The following is a 22,597-nucleotide window of genomic DNA, read 5'->3' on the forward strand; positions in this document are numbered from 1 at the left end:
CGCAAAACTCCGTCGCTCGTGCAACAACGTGCCGCCTAACTGGCGTATTTAAACGTACATGTATCCCGCATAAAATACTCGCCGCGCACCTTAACGGAGATGTCCGTAATATCTTCGATTACTCCGCTGCCTACGAGCTCATCCGCGATGAACACGACGATCGGAACGCGCTCAAGCTGCGCGGTATACAATTGAACGTTAGAAGTTAGCGGCTGCATAAAACGGCTCATAAGCGTAGTCCTTTCGTAGAGGATTACGTACACTTTCGACAAAGTAGCGCCATTTCCTTCCGAGGAGGTGGCGTTTTTCGTGGCACGATACGCTGACGTACTAGTTCTCCCCTTGCGGTGACAAGCGCTATTGCGCCGATGTTTGGCCGAATCGTTCAGCCATCGAATGGAGGCGTGAATCACGACGTCATCCAAACGATGGTTCACGTTGAACCTGCGTCTCAGTCATCGGAAGGTTGTCGTGTTTCACAACGTCCTTACAAACGACAAGAACGTCGATAAACGTGCAGGCGGCGCTACTGCATTCGTTATTTTCTTGATATTCTTCTTTAAGGGAAAACGCCAAAAACCCATGCTACGTAAGGATTTTTACGGAGTTTTAGCACCTTTGATGTGCTAAGTTATTAACGTAGTGAAAAGGCGCAGTCTTAGCGGAGGGTATCCGTTAGGGCTGCGCCTTTCTTCGTTCATATATCGCACGATCTGCCTGCGTAAGCCCTTGAATTAGCGCGTCTGGATACTTCCGAGGGTAAACGTAAGGGTGCGGGTTAAAGGCGCTGATTTGACGGTAATTCTACGTAAAGAGACCGCTATTAACGTTCGGCGGCCGGTATGTACTCGATTATATCGTCTATTCCAATAGTACGCTCAATGCCTTTTTCCTTTGCCAGCTCATTGAGGGCGTCGAGGATATTCGCTAACGTATCGAGCTTAATCGTTCGGGTATCCCCACTTGCGAGGTCTAGAATAGTCGCCGGCCGCGTCTTGGATTCGACCGCGATCTTATTACGAGTGGTGCCGAGTACGTCAAGAGTAGCGCCCAATTTAAATTTAATACGGTTATCTTCCACGGCGTCAAACGCTCCTTATAACTTGTTAACCCCATTATACAGCGTATTACCCGCAGCGTAAAACTTTTTCGAGTTTACTATTGACGTACTACTCCCCGAGTAGTATAGTGAACTCAAATAGTAATACGAATAAAGTACATGGAGGTTTCAAAAATGCCTAATCTTATTACAATCGCACCCGCTACTATAGACGTTTCCTCGTACCCAAGCCGCAGCCTTTCTAGGAGCGCAATACGTAATCGCCGCTCGATGCTTAAATACGCTATTTGGCCGTTCGTAAAAGCCTTCGTTACTCTCAGCGCTATTATCGCAAAGGAACTATTCCTATAACAACGGAGGTTTTGTGCCTATGAAATTAATTACCCTTGTACTCGGACCGTTCGACCCCGGCGAGTTTGAAACAATTCCGGCTTTCCTAGTCGATCACGACCGCGCCATCTTCGTATTTGAAGGTGCACTATGGGCGCAGGTAGTACGTAAGAGCGCAGCTCAAGAAGGTTTCTACGAGAGCAATAACGGCGATGATTCCGTAATGATCGCGGACGACGTATCCGGTACGACCGACGAAGTTGTTCCGCCACTAGTTGAACGCTGGCAGGCTATGACCGCGCTGGATTTCATCGTGCGGGATATGGTCGGAGCTGTCTGTGACGAATTGGGGTTGACGATATAAACTACCGCCTGATGATGGCCCGCTGCGGCGCGGGTTGAAACGGAGAGCTCACGTTTGAGCCGTCCGTCGCGGATTCCGCACTCATACAATAGTCGTCGGACTTTAAACGCGGAGGTCATTCATGGCACAAGCAATAGAAATCGGTTACGCGCTCGACCGCAGAACAGGCAATTTCATCGTTACTAAACTCGATTACACATTCCCCGCAACTAGTAAATTCCGTCGTCAACAGATCGTCGTCCTTCCCGGCGCATTCTTCCGCGCATTACCTTCCGTTAATCGTAGATCCGTCGCAAATGTCATTGAAATTACCGCTAATCAGGCGCATGAGCTCGGCTTCATCGTCCGCGAAAAAACAGATGTTAACGAGTATAATCACGCCGTTTCCGCTTAGAAAATATAACCCGAGGTGAATGTAAATGAAGTATTCGCGCAGACTCGCCCTTAAAGACCGTCGCAGACTGTACATCCGCGAGGTTAACGATAAATGGGCCGAAATTAAGCTGAATCCCGTAGGTGTACGGTTAGGTTAACGCTTATGTACTTACCTTCGATGATGGCGCGTCAACGCCGGAGAAGCTGACTAGTATTACCGACCGCCTTCGCGCCAACGTCGACGGTTGTGAACGTTGCTCGAACAACGATTTAATCCGCGCATACCGGTTGCACCCGGAATGGACTGCCTAGCGGATCGCTTTACCGAAGTGCCATACGCTAATATGGACCGCTACTCTTCGGGTAACAACGTAGGAGGTGTCTGTGATACGCCAATGTCACCAACTTCTTGCGGGTATGGCCGGACAACTTCGCTTATCGGGCGGTGGAGTTGTCCTTTGCTTTATAATTAGTAATACGTACGTATGTTCTAAAGGTTCCAAAAATATCAATAAATTTATTTCTGTTTACAAACGCTATATGTTGGGTTATTTTTACTTACGAATACAATATATAGTGTATGGAGACGCGGACGAAGGGCACGTATACCAGTTTGCGTAATTAGTGTCCATATCTATAGTATAGGCATTTTATTTTCCGCAGATGGTGCGGGAGAGGAAAGTGTACACCAATATTATCGTATAGTGTGTGCGAATCGCTTGAGGACGTCGGCTTTATATATGTAGCGAGCGTACGGAACGCGATCGGCACACGTTATATCAATCGTAAGTGGTGCGGGAGGGGATCGTAGTGTTGTCTATCTAAGTAGGCGAAACTTTCGCGGATAGTGTGCGGGAGGGAGTTCGACGGGGACATACGTATTGAGGACATAAGTGTGTTGCGCTCGTATTCACTACGTCTCTATAAGTGTAAGGCGCGGATCCGACGTAAAAGTGTGCGGGTTACAAAAGTGCCGTAGATAATACCACGTAAGGCCCGCAAAAGTGTGCGAATAGGCTTCGGACTGCGTTGAAGAGATAGATAGCGGTTATCCGCTTAACTATAAAAACCAAACGATAAGGGAGACGATTAATAATGACGACTGAACTGATGACTCGCGAGGAATACGTAGCTAAGATGAGCGCTGGGGAATGGGCGGAAGAAGGGGCGATCGCTCGGAAGTATCGCATACTGTTCGGGCTTACTATCGCGGAGGTTGCGAGCGCAATCGGAACGAGCCCTTCAACGCTTGGGAGATATGAACGAGGGTTCCCGGTTAGCTCGGCCCGATTGCTCGGAGCAGCGTGCTTCCTCTACCTAGACAGAAGACGGATGATGCTAGAGCCGGATACTGACAACACGTATCACAAAGCGGATTTCTTGATTGATTACGGTGAGGACAGCCTCTTAATCAAGAAACGCGAGTATCGCGTAGTGGCTGAAATAAATACGGGGGATCACGATCTTGACCAAGAGCTCGCAAAAAGTTTCTGCGAGAAGCAGGGCGGGGACTATTACTTCGTCCACTAGTCAGATGTCAAAACGCGGCTTCGTAATGAGGCCGCAACTATCGATAAGGGAGGGCGCTACTATGAACGATGATCGCTGCGTTGTTGGACGTTTTGGCTCGGCGACGTTTACGTTAGGACAAGCTGCACTAGTGCTCGGATGGGACGAGCGTACCATGCGCGAGTTTCTGTATAGACGCAAGGTGCTGCGTAAAAAAGGTCTGCCACTAAACCGTTACGTTCCTAAGTACTTCGTAATCCACGAGTTTGAAGTGACGGAGACGCCAGAACCTCCGTTCATTATGCGTTACACGGGCGTGACTCCTGACGGCGTTCTGCTTATACGGAGAGTACGAGAGGGTGAGGACGTTAACGTGCGGGACGATAGTGGGGATATTCGCGTCATTGCGGATCAAATACCGACGCGGCTACCTTACGTGGCTTAGTCGTTTATATACAACCAAACAAAAGGAGGCGTCGTTATGGGCCAGCTAACGAAAGTGTTTACGTATGAATCGGCGGAAGTGAGATCGGTCATGGTCGAAGGAACTCCGTGGTTCATCGCGAAAGACATCTGCGTGGTATTGGAGTTATCAAACCCAACTATAGCAATGCAGCGCTTAGACTCTGATGAGGTGGCTAAGTTCAACTTAGGGGGCTTATCTGGCGAGGTTAATGTGGTAAATGAATCCGGACTCTACTCGTTAATACTCGGCAGCCGCAAGCCCGAAGCGCGTGCCTTCAAACGCTGGATCACGCACGAAGTAATCCCGTCGATCCGCAAAACGGGGATGTACGCAACTGATGCGCTCCTTGATGATCCGGACTTATTACTTAAGACGGTCACGCGGCTTGCGGAGGAACGGAGAGCCCGCCTCGCGGCCGAAGCGCAAATCGTCACAATGGCGCCAAAGGTCGAGGCCTTCGATACGTTCATCGATGCAGACGGGACGATGACGGTCGATCAAGTGGCGAAGTTGCTCGGCATGAAACCGAAAGTGTTACGCGACACACTAAGAGACCGGAAGTTGATCCGCCAAGACGGACTCCCTTATCAGCGATATACTCCGCGCTACTTCGAAGTAATACCGTATGTGTCTCCCGGCGGGGTAGCGCGTCCATACTCTCGCGTAACGACGGAAGGTATTGCGTATATTGAGCGCATGCTCGCGGGTAGCGTGGTTCCGGATAACGTAATCACTTTCGAACCGCGTCGGCCTTCCTCGATAACGCTTAATTTAAACCTGAACACATAGACAGATCGAAAAGAGGCGCCTTCTATCTGAAAGTGCCTCTTTTTCATAAACAAACGGAGGAGGAATACGGATGGACTTTCGCCAAGCAGTAACCGCGTACCAAATAACCGGTGATCGCCACATAATCGACGTAATACTAGAAGATGTCGAAACGGATTTCTTAGCGAACACTTCACGTAGATATAAAACGAACTTCACGCACGACATTTCGATTAATCTGACAAGCCCGGAGGAATATATCGCTTATCGGATAAAGGCGATCCGCGAGAAAGCCATCAAGCGCGTGTTCTATATCCGTAAAGATTCCGGTTGGGTTCACTCGGAGATTAACCGTTATTTGTCCATAATGGTGCTCGATTTACGTATGCGAATCCCTTTCAAACCGGTACGCCATAACGATTTCGGCTACGAATACACGTTAACGCCCGAATTGACCGCCTGGCTAAGAGAAAAGAACGGTCGGATAGAGCGAAGATTCCGCGAAGAGGGGTTCGGTAGCTCGTTTACGCAATACCAACGCGCCCTAGACGTTGCCGAACGTACTGAACGGGAAGCCGTGATTGAGGAAACACGGATACGAGCGGAGGTTATGACGGACATGGTTGGCGCGCTAGAGTACGCGCTTAAACACGTCGATGTCTGCCGTAGTCCGAGGGAGATCGTCACCTACGTCAATAAGGCGTTGTTAACGCGCTACTACGAAGCCCAAGCGCGCCGAAAAGGGATGCGGAGAGTCACCGTAGACGGACGCCGTAGAATGATCGCGCCTTATTATGAGGGGGCTATTCGAACGATATTGGGCGTTAACTCTACGGAAGATTACGTATATAGACGCGTATCCAGTAAACAGGCGGATTTCATGCGTGAGCTTATCGGTATTGTTGAAACGGACATGGCTGCAAGGGATTGCGCGGCCTACCACGTACTTCCGGACGGTGAGTACCTTCTCTCACGAAAATATGCGGCGGAGAAGCTCGGATTACCTTACTTAACCGTGAAAATGCGGCTATTAAGAATCCGAAAATTAATTACGGAAAGGGTCGCGTAAATGTATCCGTAAGGATGTATATTTAGATACTTTGCAGGAAGAAATAAGGGAGATCGCTGCCGCAAAACCCCCGCATAAACCAAAGGGATAAAAGGCGAACGAGTCATGCGGCGGATTACGTTTAAGTTTATTTCTTCCGAAGGTTGCTTTTTATGTGATTTCTTATCGGGAGATATAGAAAAGCACATTTATTTTTTTGATACCTATATTTTACGCGCACAGTTACACACATATATGAAAGGACTGCTTTCGAGCGGTCCTATTCCGTTTGGATTGCGAATGCTGCGGGTATACTCCGCACGTCCTTACGTTAACTAAATCAAACAAATGGAGGTATCAATTATGGCAGACGTAGAGTATTTATACTTTTATATCGAGCACTACGTTAAGAATGAGGTTGATTATCCACAACTGTCAAAACTATCGCAGGAGTCATTTGAGAAGTTCTTAACAAAAGCCGCAATACAGGTATCGAGAAGTACCTCTCCAAAACAACTATACAACCTCTCGCGTGAAGACGTGAGAGAACTTATATACAAGATTATGTACGATGTAAGGCTAAGCGGTAAGAGGTGTGTGTCCCCAGAAATGGACAAGATGTACTCGTTTATAAATCACGTAGGAGAGCCGATTTTCATTCACGCTAAAAGCAAAAAAGAAGCTTCTGAGCGTTGGAAAAAAGCCGCGCATACGAGCCCGAAGTATTGGGGGAAAGGTAAAACCCTACATAAAGTGGTTGGAATTTCAGACGACGGCAATTTCCTATTAGACAACGGAGAGACACGAGACTTAATAAATGATTTGAATGTTGTAAACCTATACGGCTATGGAGGTAAAACGAATGAGTGAGCACTTTGTTGTGACGTCACAACGTGTGGCAGGCCACTTGATGATGAGCGGCTTCGTACTTAAGGGCGTCGGCGATAACCGCAAGTATCCAGGCCGCAACGTTTTCTTCTTTAACAATACGGCGCATTTGCGTCAGGCAATCGCCGATTTCAACCAAACAAACGGAGGACAAACAAATGGAAACGGAAAGCAGAACGAAGGGCAAGCCGTTTGAACCGACGCGAGACTTTACGATGGTTCATAACGCGATATTTACGCTGTATACACGCCTTCCAAATTTCAAAGCGAACCACGCGTTATTATACATGTACCTAATGGCGCGCTACAACGTGGCCTATGGTTACGCGTATCCAACAACGGAGGACATCGCGCTGTCGATGAACTGCGGAAAGAACGTGATTAGAGGGTATAAGGAAGTTTTAGTCGCGTACGGACTCGTAACAATACGTAGGCATCCACGTTGGAATAACGATATTTACGTAGTACACGCGCCAATATCGGAGCCCGCAGCATTCTTCGCGCGGTTTCCAGAGGCGCGAGAGCATGAGGCTAAGCGTAAGGCGGTCCTGAAAATGGACGTGGAGGCGGCGGTAGAAGACGCGTCAGACACCTTAGAAAACGCCGAATTACTAGCTTGGTTATAGTGTTATCCCGGTTATTGGGATGAGTCGTCCCAGTTTCTGGGATAACCTAATCCCGTTTATTGGGATGTATATATACTTACTCTATTAATACTTAATAATAAAAACTTATAAAACATTACCGCATCCGATTAATTCGCTACGCTCATGAATCTTCGCGGAGCTTATATAATTAATAGATTAATCGCGCATAAAGATAGTTTCGAAGGAACGCTAGTGACTGAGATAGGTTTTGCAAAGGAATGAGCTTATACCTATTCATGATGATTAATCAAAGTAGTAACTCATGTAGGCAAAGATAAGGAATAGCGCGGATGTTAATAAACGTAGTTTACTTCGTTTATACGCGCTATGTACCGCATCTATTACGTTATGTATAGAACAACGCGTATCTTAAAGCGTTAAGCGAACGTACGTGAGCGGAGGGATAGCGTAATGTTAATCGTATTCATATGCGTATGGATAGCGCTAGGTATCGGAGGAATTACGCATCATATCTGCGTGTATAAGCGCGAGTCACAGCCGTTAATGATAGCGTTCATTATCGTATGTCCACCGCTATATTGGGCGCTGATATATGCGTTTAGGAACGGGTTTGGCGGTTGGGTATAACGTAATAGATAGCGCTGTTCGTACGCTTTGCCCGAGCGTATGAGTAGCGGCTTTAAGGACGCCGTTTGTCCGCTTATTAGCGTTAGATACACGTTGATATAGGCGCTATGTACGCAAGGTAATACAAATACTTATACGCGTCGTTAAGGCGCTAATATACGGGAGGAATTACGGTGGCATTGAAACGATTAGAGGCGCATCATCTTATAGCGCTGAACTATCTTGCGTTGCCTAGACGCGGAGGACTAACGATGGAACAGATCGGAGAGGCCGCAAGTGTATCACGCCAGTCTATATACGATTGGTTAAAAGATCCGCTATTCGAACGTGAGCTAAAGCGGCAGATAGCGCGCAATACACTCGATCGGATACCGGAAGTAGTGGACGCAATGGCAGACGCAGCTATACGGGACGGTAACGCAGCGGCCGCGAAGCTCTTGCTTAATATGAACGATATGTTAACGGAGCGTGTAGACGTTACGAAGACGGACATAACCGGACTTGATAGGGACGAGCTAGACCGTAAGATTGCGGAGTATCGAGCGCGTACTACGGATGTGTAAAGCGTACGGGATGCGCATATTATGACGCCTATATATGAAGGAACACGATTGGGTGCGCCTTGACTACGGCTTACAGCGCAGGTAAATACATCGGCTGCGAAGCTTGGACGCGTGCCCTTCGAGAATTTTCGGAACGGCGAAAAGGGTACGCATTATCTACGTACCCTACGCTTCCTATAGCTTAAACCCTTCGAGAGACTCGTCGATCTCGTCTTGACGGATGCCTATGTAACGCTTCGTTATGGATGGCGCAGAGTGGTTGAATATCTCCTGTAACGCGGCAACGTCCTTATTGCGCTTATAGTGGTGATAACCGAATGTCTTGCGCATCGTGTGCGTACCGATATCTGTGCGGTCGATCATCTCGCCAGCCTTTACGAGCGCTCTATACGCCTGAGTTGGCGTGATATGACCGTTTCCTTTACGGGAAGGGAATAACCAGTCGTCCGCGTTCATACCGCGTATATACTCGGTGATTTCCGGCTGTATCGCCTTAAGGTTAACGTTGCGAACCTTGCCGCTTTTCTGTTCGACGATACGTACGTGCGTCTTATCTTTGACGTCCGCAACCTTAAGCGTGACTATATCCGATACGCGAAGGCCGGTGTTTATTCCCAAGTTAAACATGAATAGATTGCGCTCACCACCCCACCGGCGGAGCGACTGCTTCATGTCTTCGATTTCCTCGCGGGTTCTTAGCGGCTGGACATCGTATATAGCTTTCTTCTCGCCCATTTTGACACGTCCTTTTCATACATAATAGTACATTGAATGTACGATTACGCTATCATAAAGCAATCATACCACGTAAAGCCAATGAAATCAACGTTTTGAATGTACGAAAAGATACAAAATCATACATTGGGGAAAAATTGAGAGGGCGGCCCACCCCCGGCACCCCTCGAAGGTCCGCCGTTTCGTGCCAGACCAATCCGGATATCATTTTTAACTTTGAACTTTACACTATAATCGGAGGTCGGATGCACTCCGCAAGCTTACGCATGTTTTTACCGTAGAATCACCGTTGAATTAGCGCGTTAGGGGCGCAGGACTACTATTTGCTAGGGCACGATGTAACAACGCTAATTTAACGGTAATTGCACGGACATAACGAATAGGAGGTGATGCGGCTATCGCGTGGATAAACGATCACTGGATTAAACGGGACGGACGCGCTGAGACGATCGGAAAGCTCGACGCACTAATCGGCGCGATGACCGCGAACCTTGACTCGCTGACGCACGAAGAAGAGGCGGATCTCGCGCAATACTTGGATGAGAGCGCCAGGTTAACGAGGATTCACCGTGCGGAAGGCGACCTTCTCTACTTCGCGTTTGAATATTTCTCGGAAACGCGTAATCCCGGTAACGCCGGCAATTGGGACGGATTCGATATCGCCGGTCTAGATGAATCGCCCGATTTTCACCGTGAAATATGCGCAACAATGGACGATGTTTCAATGCGTACGATAAACGCTAAGGTAGTACGTGCGGCGCCGCGATCTCACGCTAAATCATCGTATTTATCGAAGGCGGAACCTTTACGCGAGATTGTTTACCGTCATCGAAAGTACATCGTTAATATTTCGGAGACTCCGACAGTATCAACCGGCAACCTCGAATGGATTGCGGGACAGCTTAAGAGTAACGAAAAGCTCCGGCGCGATTTCGGTCCGCTGTTATCGCCGAAGCAACAAGCGAATCCGAGAGATAATAGTTCGGAGTTTATCGCATGGGAGCCGCAACCTAGCGGAGTACCGCGCCTGCTAACGAAGATGGAGGCCGCGAGTAGTAACCAAACGTTGCGGGGGCGAAATTGGGAGGGCGTACGGCCGGATTTAATAATCTGCGATGACTTGGAAGACGTAAGGACGAACGCGGCTACACCGGAACAGCGCCTCAAGCTTCGCGATTGGTTTTCGCAGACGGTCGTACCACTAGGCGATCCGGAAGGTAAGAAGACCGCGATTATCTATATGGGAACGGTCGTGCACGTTGAATCATTGCTACGAACCGTCATGAAACGGCCGGACTTCAACGATAAGCTATATAAAGCGCTGATTGACGAGCCGGAACGTGCTGATCTTTGGGACAATTGCCGCGCAATCTATCTGAATACTGACGATGACGAGTCGGTATCTAATGCGCGAGCTTACTACGAAGAGAATCGCGCCGAAATGGATCGCGGATCCGTTGTATTATGGCCCACGGTTCAGCCGCTATGGACGCTGATGACATGGAAATGGGCGAACGGCTCGAAGGCATTTAATACAGAGTACCAAAATACGCCGATTGACGAAGAATCCGCGATATTTAATCCGGAAGAGTTTCATTACTACGATGAGTCCGACTTATTTGACAACTCAGGGCGCCCTAGACCGCTTGATCTATACGCGTTTTGGGATATCGCGCAAGGAAAGAACAGCCGATCAGACTATAACGCGATTGTAACGATAGGAAAAGACCGATTAACCGGCGTTATGTATGTCCTGGACGCGTGGGCACGTAAATGCCCGGCACACATCGCGTTAGATCAGTCCGTTACAGCAATCGTAGAATACGGACATAAAGTCTTTGCGATAGAAACCGTCGGCGCTCAACACGATATGTACCGTCAATTACAAGAACGGCTATCAAAAGAACGTATCGGAACTACTCGACTAAAGCCCGTCATATCGCGGACTAAAAAAGAAATACGCATAGAATCATTGGAGCCGCTCATAGAGAGCGGTTTTTTACGTTTCAATCGAGCGCACCGCCTATTGTTCGAGCAAATGGAGCAATTCCCTTCCGGCACGCATGACGATTTACCTGACGCCTTAGCCGGTGCAGTTGAGGCCGCTGGTGGAACGGGAAGACGTGGGCGGACTTGGCAGCGAAAACCAAAAGGATTATGAGGAGGTTAGGGATTGTTCGAAGTAGGAAAAGTTTATCCACCAGTAGAGCATGAAGATCGGATAGAACGTTACCGAGAAAATGCCGAGTTGATTAGTTGTAGCAAATACATGATTAGACGGATAGCACAATTATTAGAAACGGAAGAACACCGGTTCATATATACGAATTACGCCGGATTGATCTGTAAGAAGTCCGCGGATCTACTGTTCGGTGAATCTCCGATATATAGCGCCGGCGAAGACAGCTCTACAGAGCAAAAAGCGCTTGAACGGATTGTTAAGGACAACGCATTAGGCACGGTAAATTACGAAATGGCCTACGGTAACGCCTACCGAGGCGACTCGTTCTATAAAGTGAAGTGGGCGCAAGAATATCGCGGAGCCCTATCCGAGACACTTGACCCATATCGCGCCGTAATCGAAGCGCAAAACGCAGCGTATGTGTTTCCGGAGACTATCCCAGGTAACGAGAAGAAAATCGCAGCTTATCACATCGCGGTTCCGGTAAAGGTGACGGAAGGGAATTCCGTAAAATGGGAACTTTTCGTTGAGACGCATAGGCCTGGCGAACTAACCACGGCTAAATACGCAATGACTGCGCAGTCAACTAAAGACGGCGAGGTCATTTCGTGGAATATAACCGAAGAAATAGAAGCGCCGAGTGCCTCAATCGAGACTGGTGTACCCCTTCCGCTAGTGGTCCACGTTCCTAACTTTGCGCTTGATACGTCGTGGCACGGAGTCGATGATATTACGGAGAACAGGGCGCTTCTGCGAGAGATTAATCACCGTCTTACGCAGATATCCAACATCTTAGATAAACACGCTGACCCAATCTTAGCGGTCCCAACGGGCGTACTAGAAGACGGTCCGGACGGCGTGCCACAGCAAAAGGCCGCATACGCTAAAGTCTTTGAGATCGTAGGGAAAGACGATGTTATACCGCAGTACGTTACTTGGGACGGGCAACTTGAGTCCGCGTTTAAAGAGCTAGACAAACTTATTGACGCACTGTTAACCGTTTCCGAGCTCCCTCCGGTGGCCCTCGGTAAAGAGAACGCCGGCACAAGCGGAGCAACAGGGCTCGCCGTTAAGTATCGGATGGGGCCGCTGCTTTCGAAGACGACGCGTAAACGTCAGTATTTCGATAAGGCGCTGACGGAAGTGTTGTTAATCGCGCAATTACTGGAACACGCACAGTCAAGTGAAGCGCTGGACTACATCCCAACGAAGCCTCACATTATTTTCAAGGACGGACTACCTACTGACGCCCGCGAAATGGCGGAAATAGCGCAAATTCGTACGGGTGGCAAGGCTACGATGGCAGTATCTGACGCTATTAAACTGTTGGACGGAGGCAACGACGAGCAGGCGGCACAAGCAATCGCAAGGATAGATGGCGACGAATCGCGAACGGGTGGGACGGTAGACTCTTCGTTGTTTAATGACCTCGACGAGAGTGCTGCGTAATGAACATACCGGACCCGATTTACGATTATGACGTCGCCAAACTCGTCCGAGCGCTCAAAACTGCGATACTAGATATAACCGGAGAGCTCTCCCGTCTCGACCTTGCCGGCCTTTCCCTCGCTAATTCAAAGTTTGCACTCGCGGAAGTTTCAAAGATACTTAGCGGACTCAACGCGGAGTCTGAGGCGTGGGTAAACAAATACGTTCCTAAAGCGGCGACCGACGGAGTAATCCGCGCGATCGTCGATTTAGGCGTTGCATCAACGGTAGAAGAGGCGGAAAAGATCGCGAAGTTTAGCCGTATCAACCGCGAAATGGTCGCGGCGGCCGTAGCGGATACACAGGCAGACGTACTGGCCGTTACGCAGAATATTGAGCGTAGGGTTCGGATTGCAGTACGCCAGGCTACCGCAGATTCCTTGCGCGGAAATATGGCGAAGGGAGTTAACGGAAGCCGTACGATTAGTCGCGATATTCTTAGCGGAATGAAGAAAACGCTAGGCGATTCCGTGAATACCGGAATAATTGATGCGGCCGGAAGGCGCTGGGATCCAAAAGTTTATACCGATATGCTGGCGCGAACAAAGTTATCGCAAGTACACCGGGAAGCTTCGACGAACGAAGCGGTCGGGCGCGGCGCTTATTACGCGATCGTAACTCGTCACGGTGCGACGGACGCCTGCCGTAATTGGGAAGGGCGCATAGTTAAGCTGATCCCGGAGGCTCCTGGCGAGTTTCCGTATGTAGGCGACATTCCGAGACGCGAGCTTTTCCACCCGTCATGCCGTCACGTTTTATCGCCAATACGCGATCCGAAATTACTGGAGCAATGACTCCGCGTCCGAACGCAAACGACGCCATAAACTTCGCGGAAACTATGCGCTACGCGGCGCTTAAACGCGGGAGGACATACGATGGAAAACAAAATGAAACGTTCAAGATATGCGCTTAATCTACAGCTATTTGCAGAAGGCGATCCAGATACGGACAAGACGTTTACACAAGCGGATCTAGACCGCATTGTTGCCGACCGTCTCGCACGTGATCGTAAAGGCCGCGAGGATTACGATGATATCAAAACGAAGCTGACCGCGCTTGAACAGGCGGAGGCTGACCGAGAAGCCGCGAAGCTCAGCGATACAGAACGTTTGGAAGCGGAGAAAGCGACCGCGCTCGCTGCAGCGGAGTCCGCAAAGGCTGAGCGGGATAGGGCGCTCACTACAGCGAATCAACGTCTGATTAACGCGGAGTTTAAGTCATTGGCGCGCGAGGCTAATGTACCGGCTGACCGGTTAGCGGCGGCATTGAAACTAGCGGATTTAAGCGCAGTAACGGTGGATGACGAAGGGAACGCGGTCGGCGTTAAGGAAGCGGTCGAGGCGCTTATTGCGGCAGAACCGTATTTAGCGAACACGGCTGGCGGTGGGAATCGTCAAATTGGCGGGGATACAAACGGCGGCAGTCGTAAGCCTGGAACTGATGGACTCAGTACGCGAGAGAAGCTTTCGGCAGGATACGCAAGTAAATAAATAAGCAGAAGGGTCCCTAGTGGGCTCTTTTTTATTACAAAAAAACATTACTAGGGGGATTTATAAATGGCTTTGACACTATTGGAATCTGCGAAACTTTCGCAAAACACGCTTCAACAAGGGGTAATTGAGACATTTGTACAGAATGCGCCAGTGCTTCAACTTATGCCGTTCATGGACATTCAAGGTAACGCCTACACCTATAACCGCGAGGCTACACTACCGGGAGTTGCGTTTCGTGGTGTTAACGAAGCTTACACAGAATCGACCGGTACAGTTAATCCGGTTACTGAAAGTTTGGTAATCCTGGGCGGAGACGCAGACGTGGATCGATTCATCCAACAAACACGCTCCAATATCAATGATCAACGCGCTATTCAAACGGCGCTAAAAACCAAGGCAGCGGCTTTTAAGTTTCAAGATACTTTTTTCAACGGAGATACCGCAGTAGATTCCAAATCCTTCGACGGTTTGAAGAAACGCCTTACTGGTAGTCAGTTGATTACTGCAGCTACAAACGGTTTGGATTTAAGCGATGCAGCTAATGCAACAATGTTCCTCGAAGCTCTGGACGCTTTGATTTACCAGACTCGCGGTAGAGCGGACGCGCTGTTCATGGACTCCAAGACAATGATTAAGGTTAATTCCATTGCGCGTAAACTTGGCTACTTCACGCAAAGCGAGGATGCGTTCGGTAAACCTGTAGTTACTTATAACGGGGTGCCTATGTTCGATGCAGGTGATAATGCTAGCGGAAGCAAGGTAATCGGACACGCTGAAACAGCCGGGACAGCAACAAACACAACTTCGATCTATGCTGTTAAATTCGGTGCTGACGAGTATGTGTCCGGTTTGACTAACGGCGGAGTAATGGTTGAGGACCTTGGTCTTTTGCAAGAAAAGCCAGCTTACCGTACTCGTATCGAGTTTTACACTGGATTGGCGCTGTTCGACGGTAAATCCGCCGCACGTTTGTCCGGAATCATTGCCTAATTAACCGGGGAGGTGCGCAGATGCACGTAATCAGAACGCCTAACCCGAACTATGACGGGACGACACACGGCGTCAAGTTTAGCAACGGTGCGGCTGTAGTTGAGGACGAGGGTCTGCGCAAGATTCTCGTTCACGACTATGGCTACGCGTTGGAGGAAGACGAAAGCAAGCCGGAGGGGCCGCAAGTCAGCGTCGTAAAAGCGCCTAAGCCGCGCAAGACTGCCGTAAAATCCTCCGGTAAATAAACGGAGGTGTGCGCATGTCAACGACAGTAATCGCAGCAGAAGCTTATATTAGCGCGAACGTAATTGATACCGAGGGATGGGTGGATTCAGACGCAGCCAAAAAACAACGAATGTTAAATGTGGCTGAGCGTACTTTAATTCGCTACTACTCGAAGTATACGATTCCGGACGACGCTGTGTACGAGTTTGCTGCGGCACTGGCTACGGCTTATAGCGACGTTATGGTGCAAGGTCAGCGCGGCATACAATCGACGTCACTTAGCGGTGTAACATCGATGAGTTTCCGAGAGGGGTCGCGTGAACTAATAAGTATGATTCCGCAATCTTGCCGGGATCTAATAGGGGACGCGAACGGGGTTAGGATACCGGCGCGTCGAGTCGGGAGGCTGATACCTTAATGGCGGTTATCCCACTTAAGCAAGACGTAGTTATTACGCCGTTTGCCGGATATGATCCGGATTATAACGAGCCGTCTTACGGTGTTCCTTATACGCAGAAATGCCGCTTTAGTGAGGCGGTCAAACTCGTACGCAATCAACACGGCGCGGAAGTCGTAAGCGTCGGCACGTTTTACTTCGATAAGCTCGCGGATATCGGACTCGACGACCGCCTCACGTATACCAACGAACTATTAGCGGAGACAACGTACACGCCAATCGCAATCAGCGTAAAACGGGCGCTCAACGGGAAGCCGCTAATAACGGAGGTGGATGTATAGTGGCGCTTTTAACAGTCGCAGATATTAACGCAACCATCCGCTTAATCGTTCCGGGGTTTACCGTAGTCGGCAACGATTTTACAACGGCGAATCCGGACGATTGCGCATATACGCGGATAACGGGCGGACCGCCACCTAGCGAATGGTCATCCGTTGCTTATCCGTCATTTCAAGTCGTGATTCGCGCGAAGTCGATGGCGACCGCAGAAGCGAAAGCTAACGCAATATTCGAAGCGCTGCATGGTAAAGCGGAATTTATAATCGGAACCACACGCGTCGTTAAGTGCCTGGCGGATCAGTCGGCGCCGTGGTATCTCGGTCCTGACGCGAATAACCGAGCGCTATACTCCGTGAATTTTACGTTAACAACATCGCTATAAACGCAGGGCTGTCCGTTATCGGGCGGCTCTTTTTTAGTACGTCCAAAATAAGGGGGAAATAACGAATGGCTCAAGATTTCAAAAAGATCGAAATAGGTCCGGCAATCGTTGAGTACGGCACTGGTCCGGACATGATTTCGTTTGAGACTACGATCGGTGGCGTTGTACTTAATACGGAGACAACTTACCGCGAGCAGAAGACGGATCAGACGGGTGAGACAGTCGTTGATAAGCGCATAACAGGGCGTAATGTCAGCGCTCAGATTCCGTTCGCTGAGTATCAAATTGACATTATTCCGAAGATTATGACAGGCGCGGAGATCGTGACAGGAACAGGCGGATCAAAGGTGCTTGTTAAGACCGGTGTAGGCTTGAGTCTACTTTCTTCCGCAAAGATCGCTGTTATTAAACCTCTCGCGCATAAAAACGATCCTGATTTCTGGACAACGTTACCACTCGCGTACAGTGAGACGGATTTGTCCTACTCGTTTAACAACGAAAACGAACGCATCACAAACGTCACTCTACGGTCAACTCCGGACGAAGATGGCGTAGTCCTTATTCTTGGCGACAAGCTTATTACCGCAGTTTAATAGAACATTTACGTTGAAAGGGGCGCTTAACCGCGCCTCTATTTCTTTATAAGGAGCGAATATAATGCCGATTTTTAAGCGTTCAGATAAAGCGGAAACTACCGCGCCAAATATCGTAATTGACCCAAACGTAATCCAGCTCGGAGACAGAACGGTAAAGGTGCGGAAGGTAGCGGTCGGACAATGGCGCGAACTATTTGCCGCTGTTAATATGCTACCGGAATTGATTATGGGCGTTATGTCAGCGCCAGCCGAGAACCGCGTAGCTTACTTATTCGCGTTCATCGAGCACGCGCTAAATGACGTCGTTCAAGTGGTCAGCGTATTGACCGGATTCGAACCGGAGTGGATCGAGGCAAACGTAGCGCCGGACGAATTGATGGCGTATTTTACCGCCGTTGCGCGCGTTAACAACTTCGGCGGCCTCTTAAAAAACGTGCAAGGCGCTCTGCAACTCGCGAACCTGCAGACGGGAGTAGCGGAAGCGAGCGCCGAGTAACGATAGACGAATTTTTTATTGACGCAGCCGTACGCCTCGGTAAAACGCAGGTCGAGTTCGAACGCGGATATTACGTTATGGATTTACTCGACGTGCTGGATGCGGATAAGCGGCGTAAGGCCGGCGAAACATTAGACGCGCTAAATGTTAATGTCATGTCGCATACGACTAACGTGGAGGACTACCGCAAGTTTACGACGGGGCTGCAACGTGAAGCCGGATTCGCAACGCAGAGTACGCCGAAGTTTGACGAGGCCGGATTTAAACTATTACGCGATCAGATGAGCGCGGGGAGGGTGTGACGGACGATGGATTTTCGTATGGAAACGGCGGCGCTACGTCAGTTTTTAGAGCGCCAGAAAACGCGCGTACTTGACGGAGCGACAATCGGATTACACGACGCTACCGACCACCTACTCGCGGCATCACGTAATGAGGCTCCGTTAAAGTCGGGTACGTTGCGGATGACGGCAGGCAAGGAAGTCGTAAATAGGGACGGACGAATATACGGTGAGGTATTTTACTCCGCAACGGAAACGGGTCCCTCTGGTGCGCGCTTTAATTATGCGCTACGTGTACACGAGATGGGCGAGTATAAGAATCCGACCACTCCCGGCACTCGTCCGAAGTTCTTATCGCGACCACTCCGAACGAATGAACGGATATATAAACAGTTTATCGCGGATGCAGTAAGGAGGGCGCTAAGATGAGTACGGGCGGTACAAACGTAGGTGAAATTCAGGCGCGGATTACGCTTGATATAGCGGAGTTTCGGCGTAACTTAGACGAAGCGAGGCGCCGGATACAGGAACTCGAAGATCAAAGCAGACGCGGTGCGGACGGCATGAAGAACTTAGGCTCCGCGCTTGCTGGGCTCGGTGCTGGCGCTGCTTTAACGAAACTCGTTTCCGAGATGAAGCAAGCGGTTGACGCAGCTACGAAGCTGTACAACGCTTTTCAAGGTTTAAACGCTGTGGCAAAGGGCTTCGGAGTTCAGACGAAAGATGCGCAACAGGCCGCGCAGGATTTAGCCAAGCGTGGGTTCTTATCTCTGACCGAATCGGTATTAGCGTATAAAACCGCCATGTCAACCGGTTTAGGGTTGGAGCAGTCTACGAAGCTTATCAACTCGCTTGCGGATTCAGCAGCCTACAATAGACAATCCTTCTACACAATGGGCGGCGCTATCCAAGCGTCACTTGATGGTATCAAGAACGGTAACTCGGTACTGTCTGATGCGGTCGGCGTTACGAAGAATCTATCCGTTATGCAAAAGGAATACGCACGAACGATCGGAACGACGGCGGGCAGATTGACCGATGCGCAGAAGATCCAAGCTGCGTATAACGGATTTATCAACGAGGGCGCGATATTCACCGGAAATGCGGACCAAGCGATGCAAGATTTCACCGGCACACAAGCGCGGTTCACTGCCGCAACGGACGAAGCAACGGTTGCGTTCGGACAAGCGTTCACACCGCTGTTTAAAACCGTACTCGAAACGTTGACTCCGACAATCATTGCGCTCGCCGAGTTTACCACCGAAAATAAAGCGCTTGTCTCCGCTGCCGCTGCGAGTTCGGTCGGTGTATTAGGACTCGTTGCAATACTCGCGACTGTACCGCCACTTCTCAAACTCATTGCGGCCGGTTTGAAGGAGATGCAGCTTGCGGCGGGACCTATCGGCTGGATTACGCTAGCCGTCGGCGCATTAGCGGGAGGTATCGCCTATCTAACAACAGCGCAATCAGAAGCCGCTAATTCAGCGAAGGAACTCGCGAAGGCACAGTCCGACCTCAATGCGGTATTAAATAAGCGGGATATTGATCGCACGGCTGCGGATGTCGAAGAGTTAAAGGTAAAAACGGAGGAGTTAACGCCTGTTCTCGAAGAACGCGCGCGGCTACAAGAGCGGTTAAACGAGCTTCAGGCGGCTCAAAAGGCAGGCACAGCACTTCCGGAAATGTATACGGAACTTCCCGATATTATCGATGCAATCAGTATACTCGACGATAAGCTCGAAGACCTCGGTTACACTGGCGTAGAGAATGCGACGCAGAAGCTCGGAGAAATGAACGCGGTCATAGATAAAGGTGTTATCGCGATATCCGCTCAGGATAAAGCGGAGTATGCAGCCCTTGCTACGAAAAAGCAGACGCTAAAGGAAATGTCCGCAATGGCTGCGGAATTTAAAACGCTTAACGCAGCGCAGGATCTGGACGCATCGCAGAAAAGCCGCCTCGTTGATATTACGCAGAAGTTAGTCGAGCAGTATCCGGAATTGAACGCTCAACAAGGCGAGGACGGAAGAATTCGCGCTAGTAACATCGATGTAATTATCGACCAAATTGCGACGGACAAGCGTTTTACAGACATGGCCGCCGATAACAGCGTGGCGCGTATACGTAATTCCGCTAAAGAAAGTGAAGCGGTAGCGAAATCAATACAGACGCAAATTGATAACTACACGCGGCTGATAAAGGCGATGGCAGCCGTATCCGGCACAAAGGCAGGAACTTTTGAGGAAGATATGGCGGCAAAGGCGGAGGCTGACAAGCGCAAAAAATCGGGCAACGTTATGGACATCGTGACTAATGGCGCGCTGGGGATGATGGTGGGGTCCGGAGCATCTAAAGAACTTGAAAAGCAACGAGACGACGCACTTAAAGAGCAGCAGAAGTATTCCGACGCAGCTCGTGATCTCGAAAAGCTGGCCGCCGAGGTTGAAACGGGAACCCAAACGTTCACGAAGGATATCATCACGCCAGATGCCCCGAAAGCGGCGAAGGAGAAGAAGGAAAAGACGGGTAAAACTCCGGCTGAACTCGCTGCTGAGCTACGCGAGAAGTTATACAATGCTGACCTAAAGACCGTCCAGTTCCAAGCGGACTTTTACGATATGACGGCTGATGCGCAGATTAAGAAATACGAAGAGTTGCGCAAGAAGCACGCTACTTTCCTCAAAGAGTCCGTAGACGACGCGCGTACACTAGCGCTACAGCTTAAACGACTCGGAGAAGACAGCGCCCAATCACGCTATGACTTTTCGGTTACGTGGATTGATGCGGAGTCGAAACGGATGGAGGACAGCGGTAAGTCGGAATTAAAGATCGCGGAAATGAAGCTCGCTAGCTGGACGCGATTACGTAATCGTTACGCGAAGGACAGCGCAGAGTACATCGCCGCCGACGATCAAGTCCGCCAATCACGCAAGAACGTAGCCACCGCAACCGAAGCGGAAGCACGCGCTCAGTATAACGCATCGTCGAAGTGGATCAGCGCAGAGGAACGCCGCATGTCTGACGCAGGCAAATCGGAGACAGAGATCGCGCAAATGAAGATTGACGCGTGGACTCGTGTACGTAATCGCTACGCCAAGGACTCGGAGTATTATGCGCAGGCTGACGAGCAACTCTACAATCTCCGTAAATCCCTTACGAAGCTTACGCAGGATCTCGCAACCGACCTCGTTAAGACGCAGAAAGCCGCAATTAAGGACGCAAAGGATGCGGAACTCAAGGCGATCGAAGAACGTAAGGACGCCGCGTTAGCCGATTATGACGCGCGGATTGACGCTATCCAGCGGTTACGTGACGCCAACAAAGAGCTTAATGTTGACGCTGATTACGCGACGCAATTAGCGGAGAAACAGACGCGCTTGGCGGAGTTATCGAGCGCAGTCGGTCCGGAAGGAATAGCGGAACGTGACGCGTTACTTAAAGAGATCGCGCGCATGCAACTCGAACACGACCGAGAATTAACCGACCGTACGCTCTCGGATCAACAAGACGCGCTTAAGGACGAAAAGGATGCGCAGACGAAAGCGTACGAAGCGGAGAAGACCGCAGCCGAAGCGCAGTACGACGCATTAACGGCGGCATTTGATGCGTACTCAGGCGATATCAAATCGATAGAGGACGGAATCGCAGCGTACCGTGTTAGTGCAAGTGGTAGCGCGAATACTGCGATCCTTACGGAGCTTGACGGATTCCTGACGCAATATCGCGCGAAGATGGCGTCGATTACGCAGATCAATGCGGAGTCGAAGAAGGCAGCGGATCTCATTACGTATAACGCGAATAAGGACGCATATGACGCAGCGAAGAAGTCCGGTAATACGGCGGAGATGTCGCGTTTGCAGGCGGAGAACCAAACAATCCGTGATCAATACGGGATTACGTCGGATACCGGTAAACTGCAGGCATTTAAGGTCGGAGGCATCGTCCAAGGCGAGGCAGGTGAGGCGGTTCCTGCGATAGTACACGGAGGCGAAATGGTGTTGACCGCCGCAATGCAAGCTACATTATGGGACGCTGTATCAAATCCGCGGATGGTTGCGCAATCTCCGGCAGCCCCGACTTACATTACGAATAACATTGATATGGGAGCGGAGAATGTGACGCTGACAGATAAGGCAGATATCGGTATGTATTACGATGAAAAAGCGCGCGCAGTCAGCCGACTCGCATCGATGGGCATTAAGAGCGATTAAGCGAAGAGGGGAGTCCGGCTATTGTGCGGGCTCCTTTTTATATAGGTGTTTAATATCTCACGAGTAGAGAGAAGGGAGATGTGCATTATCGGAGAAAAGACCTGTAGCGCCTGTGGTAAGGAGAAGGCATTGACGGAGTTTAGCCCGGATAAGCGTGCCCGCGATGGGAAACAGTC

At 49.9% G+C, this 22,597-nt stretch carries 27 protein-coding genes; 24 read left to right on the plus strand and 3 right to left on the minus strand.

What is annotated here, in order from left to right; genetic code table 11:
* Nucleotides 1–35: 35 nt before the first annotated feature.
* A complete protein-coding gene (locus tag MHH49_RS19425) occupies nt 36–437 on the minus strand; it encodes a hypothetical protein (protein WP_341003391.1) in 402 nt (133 codons plus the stop codon).
* A 386-nt stretch (nt 438–823) separates the two neighbouring features.
* Entirely contained in the window at nt 824–1,081 is a 258-nt protein-coding gene (locus tag MHH49_RS19430; RefSeq protein WP_341138421.1) for an XRE family transcriptional regulator, read from the minus strand.
* A gap of 349 nt (nt 1,082–1,430) precedes the next feature.
* Here MHH49_RS19430 and MHH49_RS19435 point away from each other — a divergent pair, with 349 nt between their 5' ends.
* The 10 genes from MHH49_RS19435 (at nt 1,431) to MHH49_RS19480 (ending at nt 8,606) form a co-directional block, all read left to right on the plus strand.
* Complete coding sequence (locus tag MHH49_RS19435; RefSeq protein WP_341138422.1) at nt 1,431–1,754, plus strand: hypothetical protein; 324 nt, start codon at nt 1,431–1,433, stop codon at nt 1,752–1,754.
* Between the two features lie 121 nt (nt 1,755–1,875).
* The gene (locus tag MHH49_RS19440) at nt 1,876–2,148 is read left to right on the plus strand and encodes a hypothetical protein (protein ID WP_341138423.1); all 273 of its coding nucleotides are present in this window, start codon (nt 1,876–1,878) and stop codon (nt 2,146–2,148) included.
* Between the two features lie 1,076 nt (nt 2,149–3,224).
* On the plus strand, nt 3,225–3,659 hold the full coding sequence (locus tag MHH49_RS19445; RefSeq protein ID WP_339192011.1) for a helix-turn-helix domain-containing protein: 435 nt from the start codon (nt 3,225–3,227) through the stop codon (nt 3,657–3,659).
* 61 nt (nt 3,660–3,720) lie between these two features.
* Nucleotides 3,721–4,083, plus strand: a complete 363-nt coding sequence (locus MHH49_RS19450) for a hypothetical protein (RefSeq protein WP_341138424.1) — start codon at nt 3,721–3,723, stop codon at nt 4,081–4,083.
* 36 nt (nt 4,084–4,119) lie between these two features.
* Nucleotides 4,120–4,893 (plus strand): BRO family protein, encoded by a 774-nt coding sequence (locus tag MHH49_RS19455; RefSeq protein ID WP_341003379.1) that lies wholly within the window; start codon nt 4,120–4,122, stop codon nt 4,891–4,893.
* A gap of 283 nt (nt 4,894–5,176) precedes the next feature.
* The gene (locus MHH49_RS19460; RefSeq protein WP_341138425.1) at nt 5,177–5,941 is read left to right on the plus strand and encodes a hypothetical protein; all 765 of its coding nucleotides are present in this window, start codon (nt 5,177–5,179) and stop codon (nt 5,939–5,941) included.
* 342 nt (nt 5,942–6,283) lie between these two features.
* Nucleotides 6,284–6,790 (plus strand): hypothetical protein, encoded by a 507-nt coding sequence (locus MHH49_RS19465; RefSeq protein ID WP_341138426.1) that lies wholly within the window; start codon nt 6,284–6,286, stop codon nt 6,788–6,790.
* Entirely contained in the window at nt 6,783–7,004 is a 222-nt protein-coding gene (locus MHH49_RS19470; RefSeq protein WP_341138427.1) for a DUF5659 domain-containing protein, read from the plus strand. Before MHH49_RS19465 ends, MHH49_RS19470 begins: the two co-directional genes overlap by 8 nt.
* Nucleotides 6,967–7,434, plus strand: coding sequence for a helix-turn-helix domain-containing protein (locus MHH49_RS19475; protein ID WP_341138428.1), 468 nt, complete (start codon nt 6,967–6,969; stop codon nt 7,432–7,434). Before MHH49_RS19470 ends, MHH49_RS19475 begins: the two co-directional genes overlap by 38 nt.
* 782 nt (nt 7,435–8,216) lie before the next feature.
* Nucleotides 8,217–8,606, plus strand: coding sequence for a hypothetical protein (locus tag MHH49_RS19480; RefSeq protein ID WP_341138429.1), 390 nt, complete (start codon nt 8,217–8,219; stop codon nt 8,604–8,606).
* Between the two features lie 174 nt (nt 8,607–8,780).
* On the opposite strand, the gene MHH49_RS19485 is transcribed toward MHH49_RS19480, so the two are convergent.
* Nucleotides 8,781–9,341, minus strand: a complete 561-nt coding sequence (locus tag MHH49_RS19485; RefSeq protein WP_341138430.1) for a tyrosine-type recombinase/integrase — start codon at nt 9,339–9,341, stop codon at nt 8,781–8,783.
* A gap of 724 nt (nt 9,342–10,065) precedes the next feature.
* Between MHH49_RS19485 and terL the strand changes: the two genes are divergently transcribed.
* The 14 genes from terL to MHH49_RS19555 all read left to right on the plus strand — a co-directional run bounded on the left by terL (nt 10,066) and on the right by MHH49_RS19555 (nt 22,421).
* Nucleotides 10,066–11,502 (plus strand): phage terminase large subunit, encoded by a 1,437-nt coding sequence (gene terL, locus MHH49_RS19490; RefSeq protein WP_341138431.1) that lies wholly within the window; start codon nt 10,066–10,068, stop codon nt 11,500–11,502.
* Nucleotides 11,503–11,514: 12 nt separating this feature from the next.
* The gene (locus MHH49_RS19495; protein ID WP_341138432.1) at nt 11,515–12,972 is read left to right on the plus strand and encodes a phage portal protein; all 1,458 of its coding nucleotides are present in this window, start codon (nt 11,515–11,517) and stop codon (nt 12,970–12,972) included.
* The gene (locus MHH49_RS19500; protein ID WP_341003364.1) at nt 12,972–13,805 is read left to right on the plus strand and encodes a phage minor capsid protein; all 834 of its coding nucleotides are present in this window, start codon (nt 12,972–12,974) and stop codon (nt 13,803–13,805) included. The genes MHH49_RS19495 and MHH49_RS19500 overlap by 1 nt, the downstream gene beginning before the upstream one ends.
* A gap of 81 nt (nt 13,806–13,886) precedes the next feature.
* A complete protein-coding gene (locus MHH49_RS19505; RefSeq protein ID WP_341138433.1) occupies nt 13,887–14,501 on the plus strand; it encodes a phage scaffolding protein in 615 nt (204 codons plus the stop codon).
* A gap of 66 nt (nt 14,502–14,567) precedes the next feature.
* Nucleotides 14,568–15,494 (plus strand): major capsid protein, encoded by a 927-nt coding sequence (locus MHH49_RS19510; protein ID WP_341138434.1) that lies wholly within the window; start codon nt 14,568–14,570, stop codon nt 15,492–15,494.
* A 20-nt stretch (nt 15,495–15,514) separates the two neighbouring features.
* The gene (locus tag MHH49_RS19515) at nt 15,515–15,739 is read left to right on the plus strand and encodes a hypothetical protein (RefSeq protein ID WP_341003360.1); all 225 of its coding nucleotides are present in this window, start codon (nt 15,515–15,517) and stop codon (nt 15,737–15,739) included.
* Nucleotides 15,740–15,753: 14 nt separating this feature from the next.
* Complete coding sequence (locus MHH49_RS19520) at nt 15,754–16,137, plus strand: hypothetical protein (RefSeq protein ID WP_341003359.1); 384 nt, start codon at nt 15,754–15,756, stop codon at nt 16,135–16,137.
* Nucleotides 16,137–16,457 carry a hypothetical protein gene (locus tag MHH49_RS19525; protein ID WP_341003358.1) on the plus strand — a complete coding sequence of 107 codons (321 nt, stop codon included), beginning with the start codon at nt 16,137–16,139 and terminating at the stop codon, nt 16,455–16,457. Before MHH49_RS19520 ends, MHH49_RS19525 begins: the two co-directional genes overlap by 1 nt.
* The gene (locus MHH49_RS19530; protein ID WP_341138435.1) at nt 16,457–16,837 is read left to right on the plus strand and encodes a minor capsid protein; all 381 of its coding nucleotides are present in this window, start codon (nt 16,457–16,459) and stop codon (nt 16,835–16,837) included. The genes MHH49_RS19525 and MHH49_RS19530 overlap by 1 nt, the downstream gene beginning before the upstream one ends.
* Nucleotides 16,838–16,902: 65 nt before the next feature.
* Nucleotides 16,903–17,430, plus strand: coding sequence for a hypothetical protein (locus tag MHH49_RS19535; protein WP_341138436.1), 528 nt, complete (start codon nt 16,903–16,905; stop codon nt 17,428–17,430).
* Between the two features lie 64 nt (nt 17,431–17,494).
* Complete coding sequence (locus MHH49_RS19540; RefSeq protein WP_341138437.1) at nt 17,495–17,929, plus strand: hypothetical protein; 435 nt, start codon at nt 17,495–17,497, stop codon at nt 17,927–17,929.
* 77 nt (nt 17,930–18,006) lie between these two features.
* Nucleotides 18,007–18,231 carry a hypothetical protein gene (locus MHH49_RS19545; protein WP_339811113.1) on the plus strand — a complete coding sequence of 75 codons (225 nt, stop codon included), beginning with the start codon at nt 18,007–18,009 and terminating at the stop codon, nt 18,229–18,231.
* 6 nt (nt 18,232–18,237) lie between these two features.
* The gene (locus MHH49_RS19550; protein WP_076179866.1) at nt 18,238–18,639 is read left to right on the plus strand and encodes a hypothetical protein; all 402 of its coding nucleotides are present in this window, start codon (nt 18,238–18,240) and stop codon (nt 18,637–18,639) included.
* A complete protein-coding gene (locus MHH49_RS19555; RefSeq protein ID WP_341138438.1) occupies nt 18,636–22,421 on the plus strand; it encodes a hypothetical protein in 3,786 nt (1,261 codons plus the stop codon). The genes MHH49_RS19550 and MHH49_RS19555 overlap by 4 nt, the downstream gene beginning before the upstream one ends.
* The last annotated feature ends 176 nt before the right edge of the window (nt 22,422–22,597 follow it).

Source organism: Paenibacillus sp. FSL F4-0122 (genome assembly GCF_038002845.1).
Classification (GTDB): domain Bacteria; phylum Bacillota; class Bacilli; order Paenibacillales; family Paenibacillaceae; genus Paenibacillus_AQ; species Paenibacillus_AQ odorifer.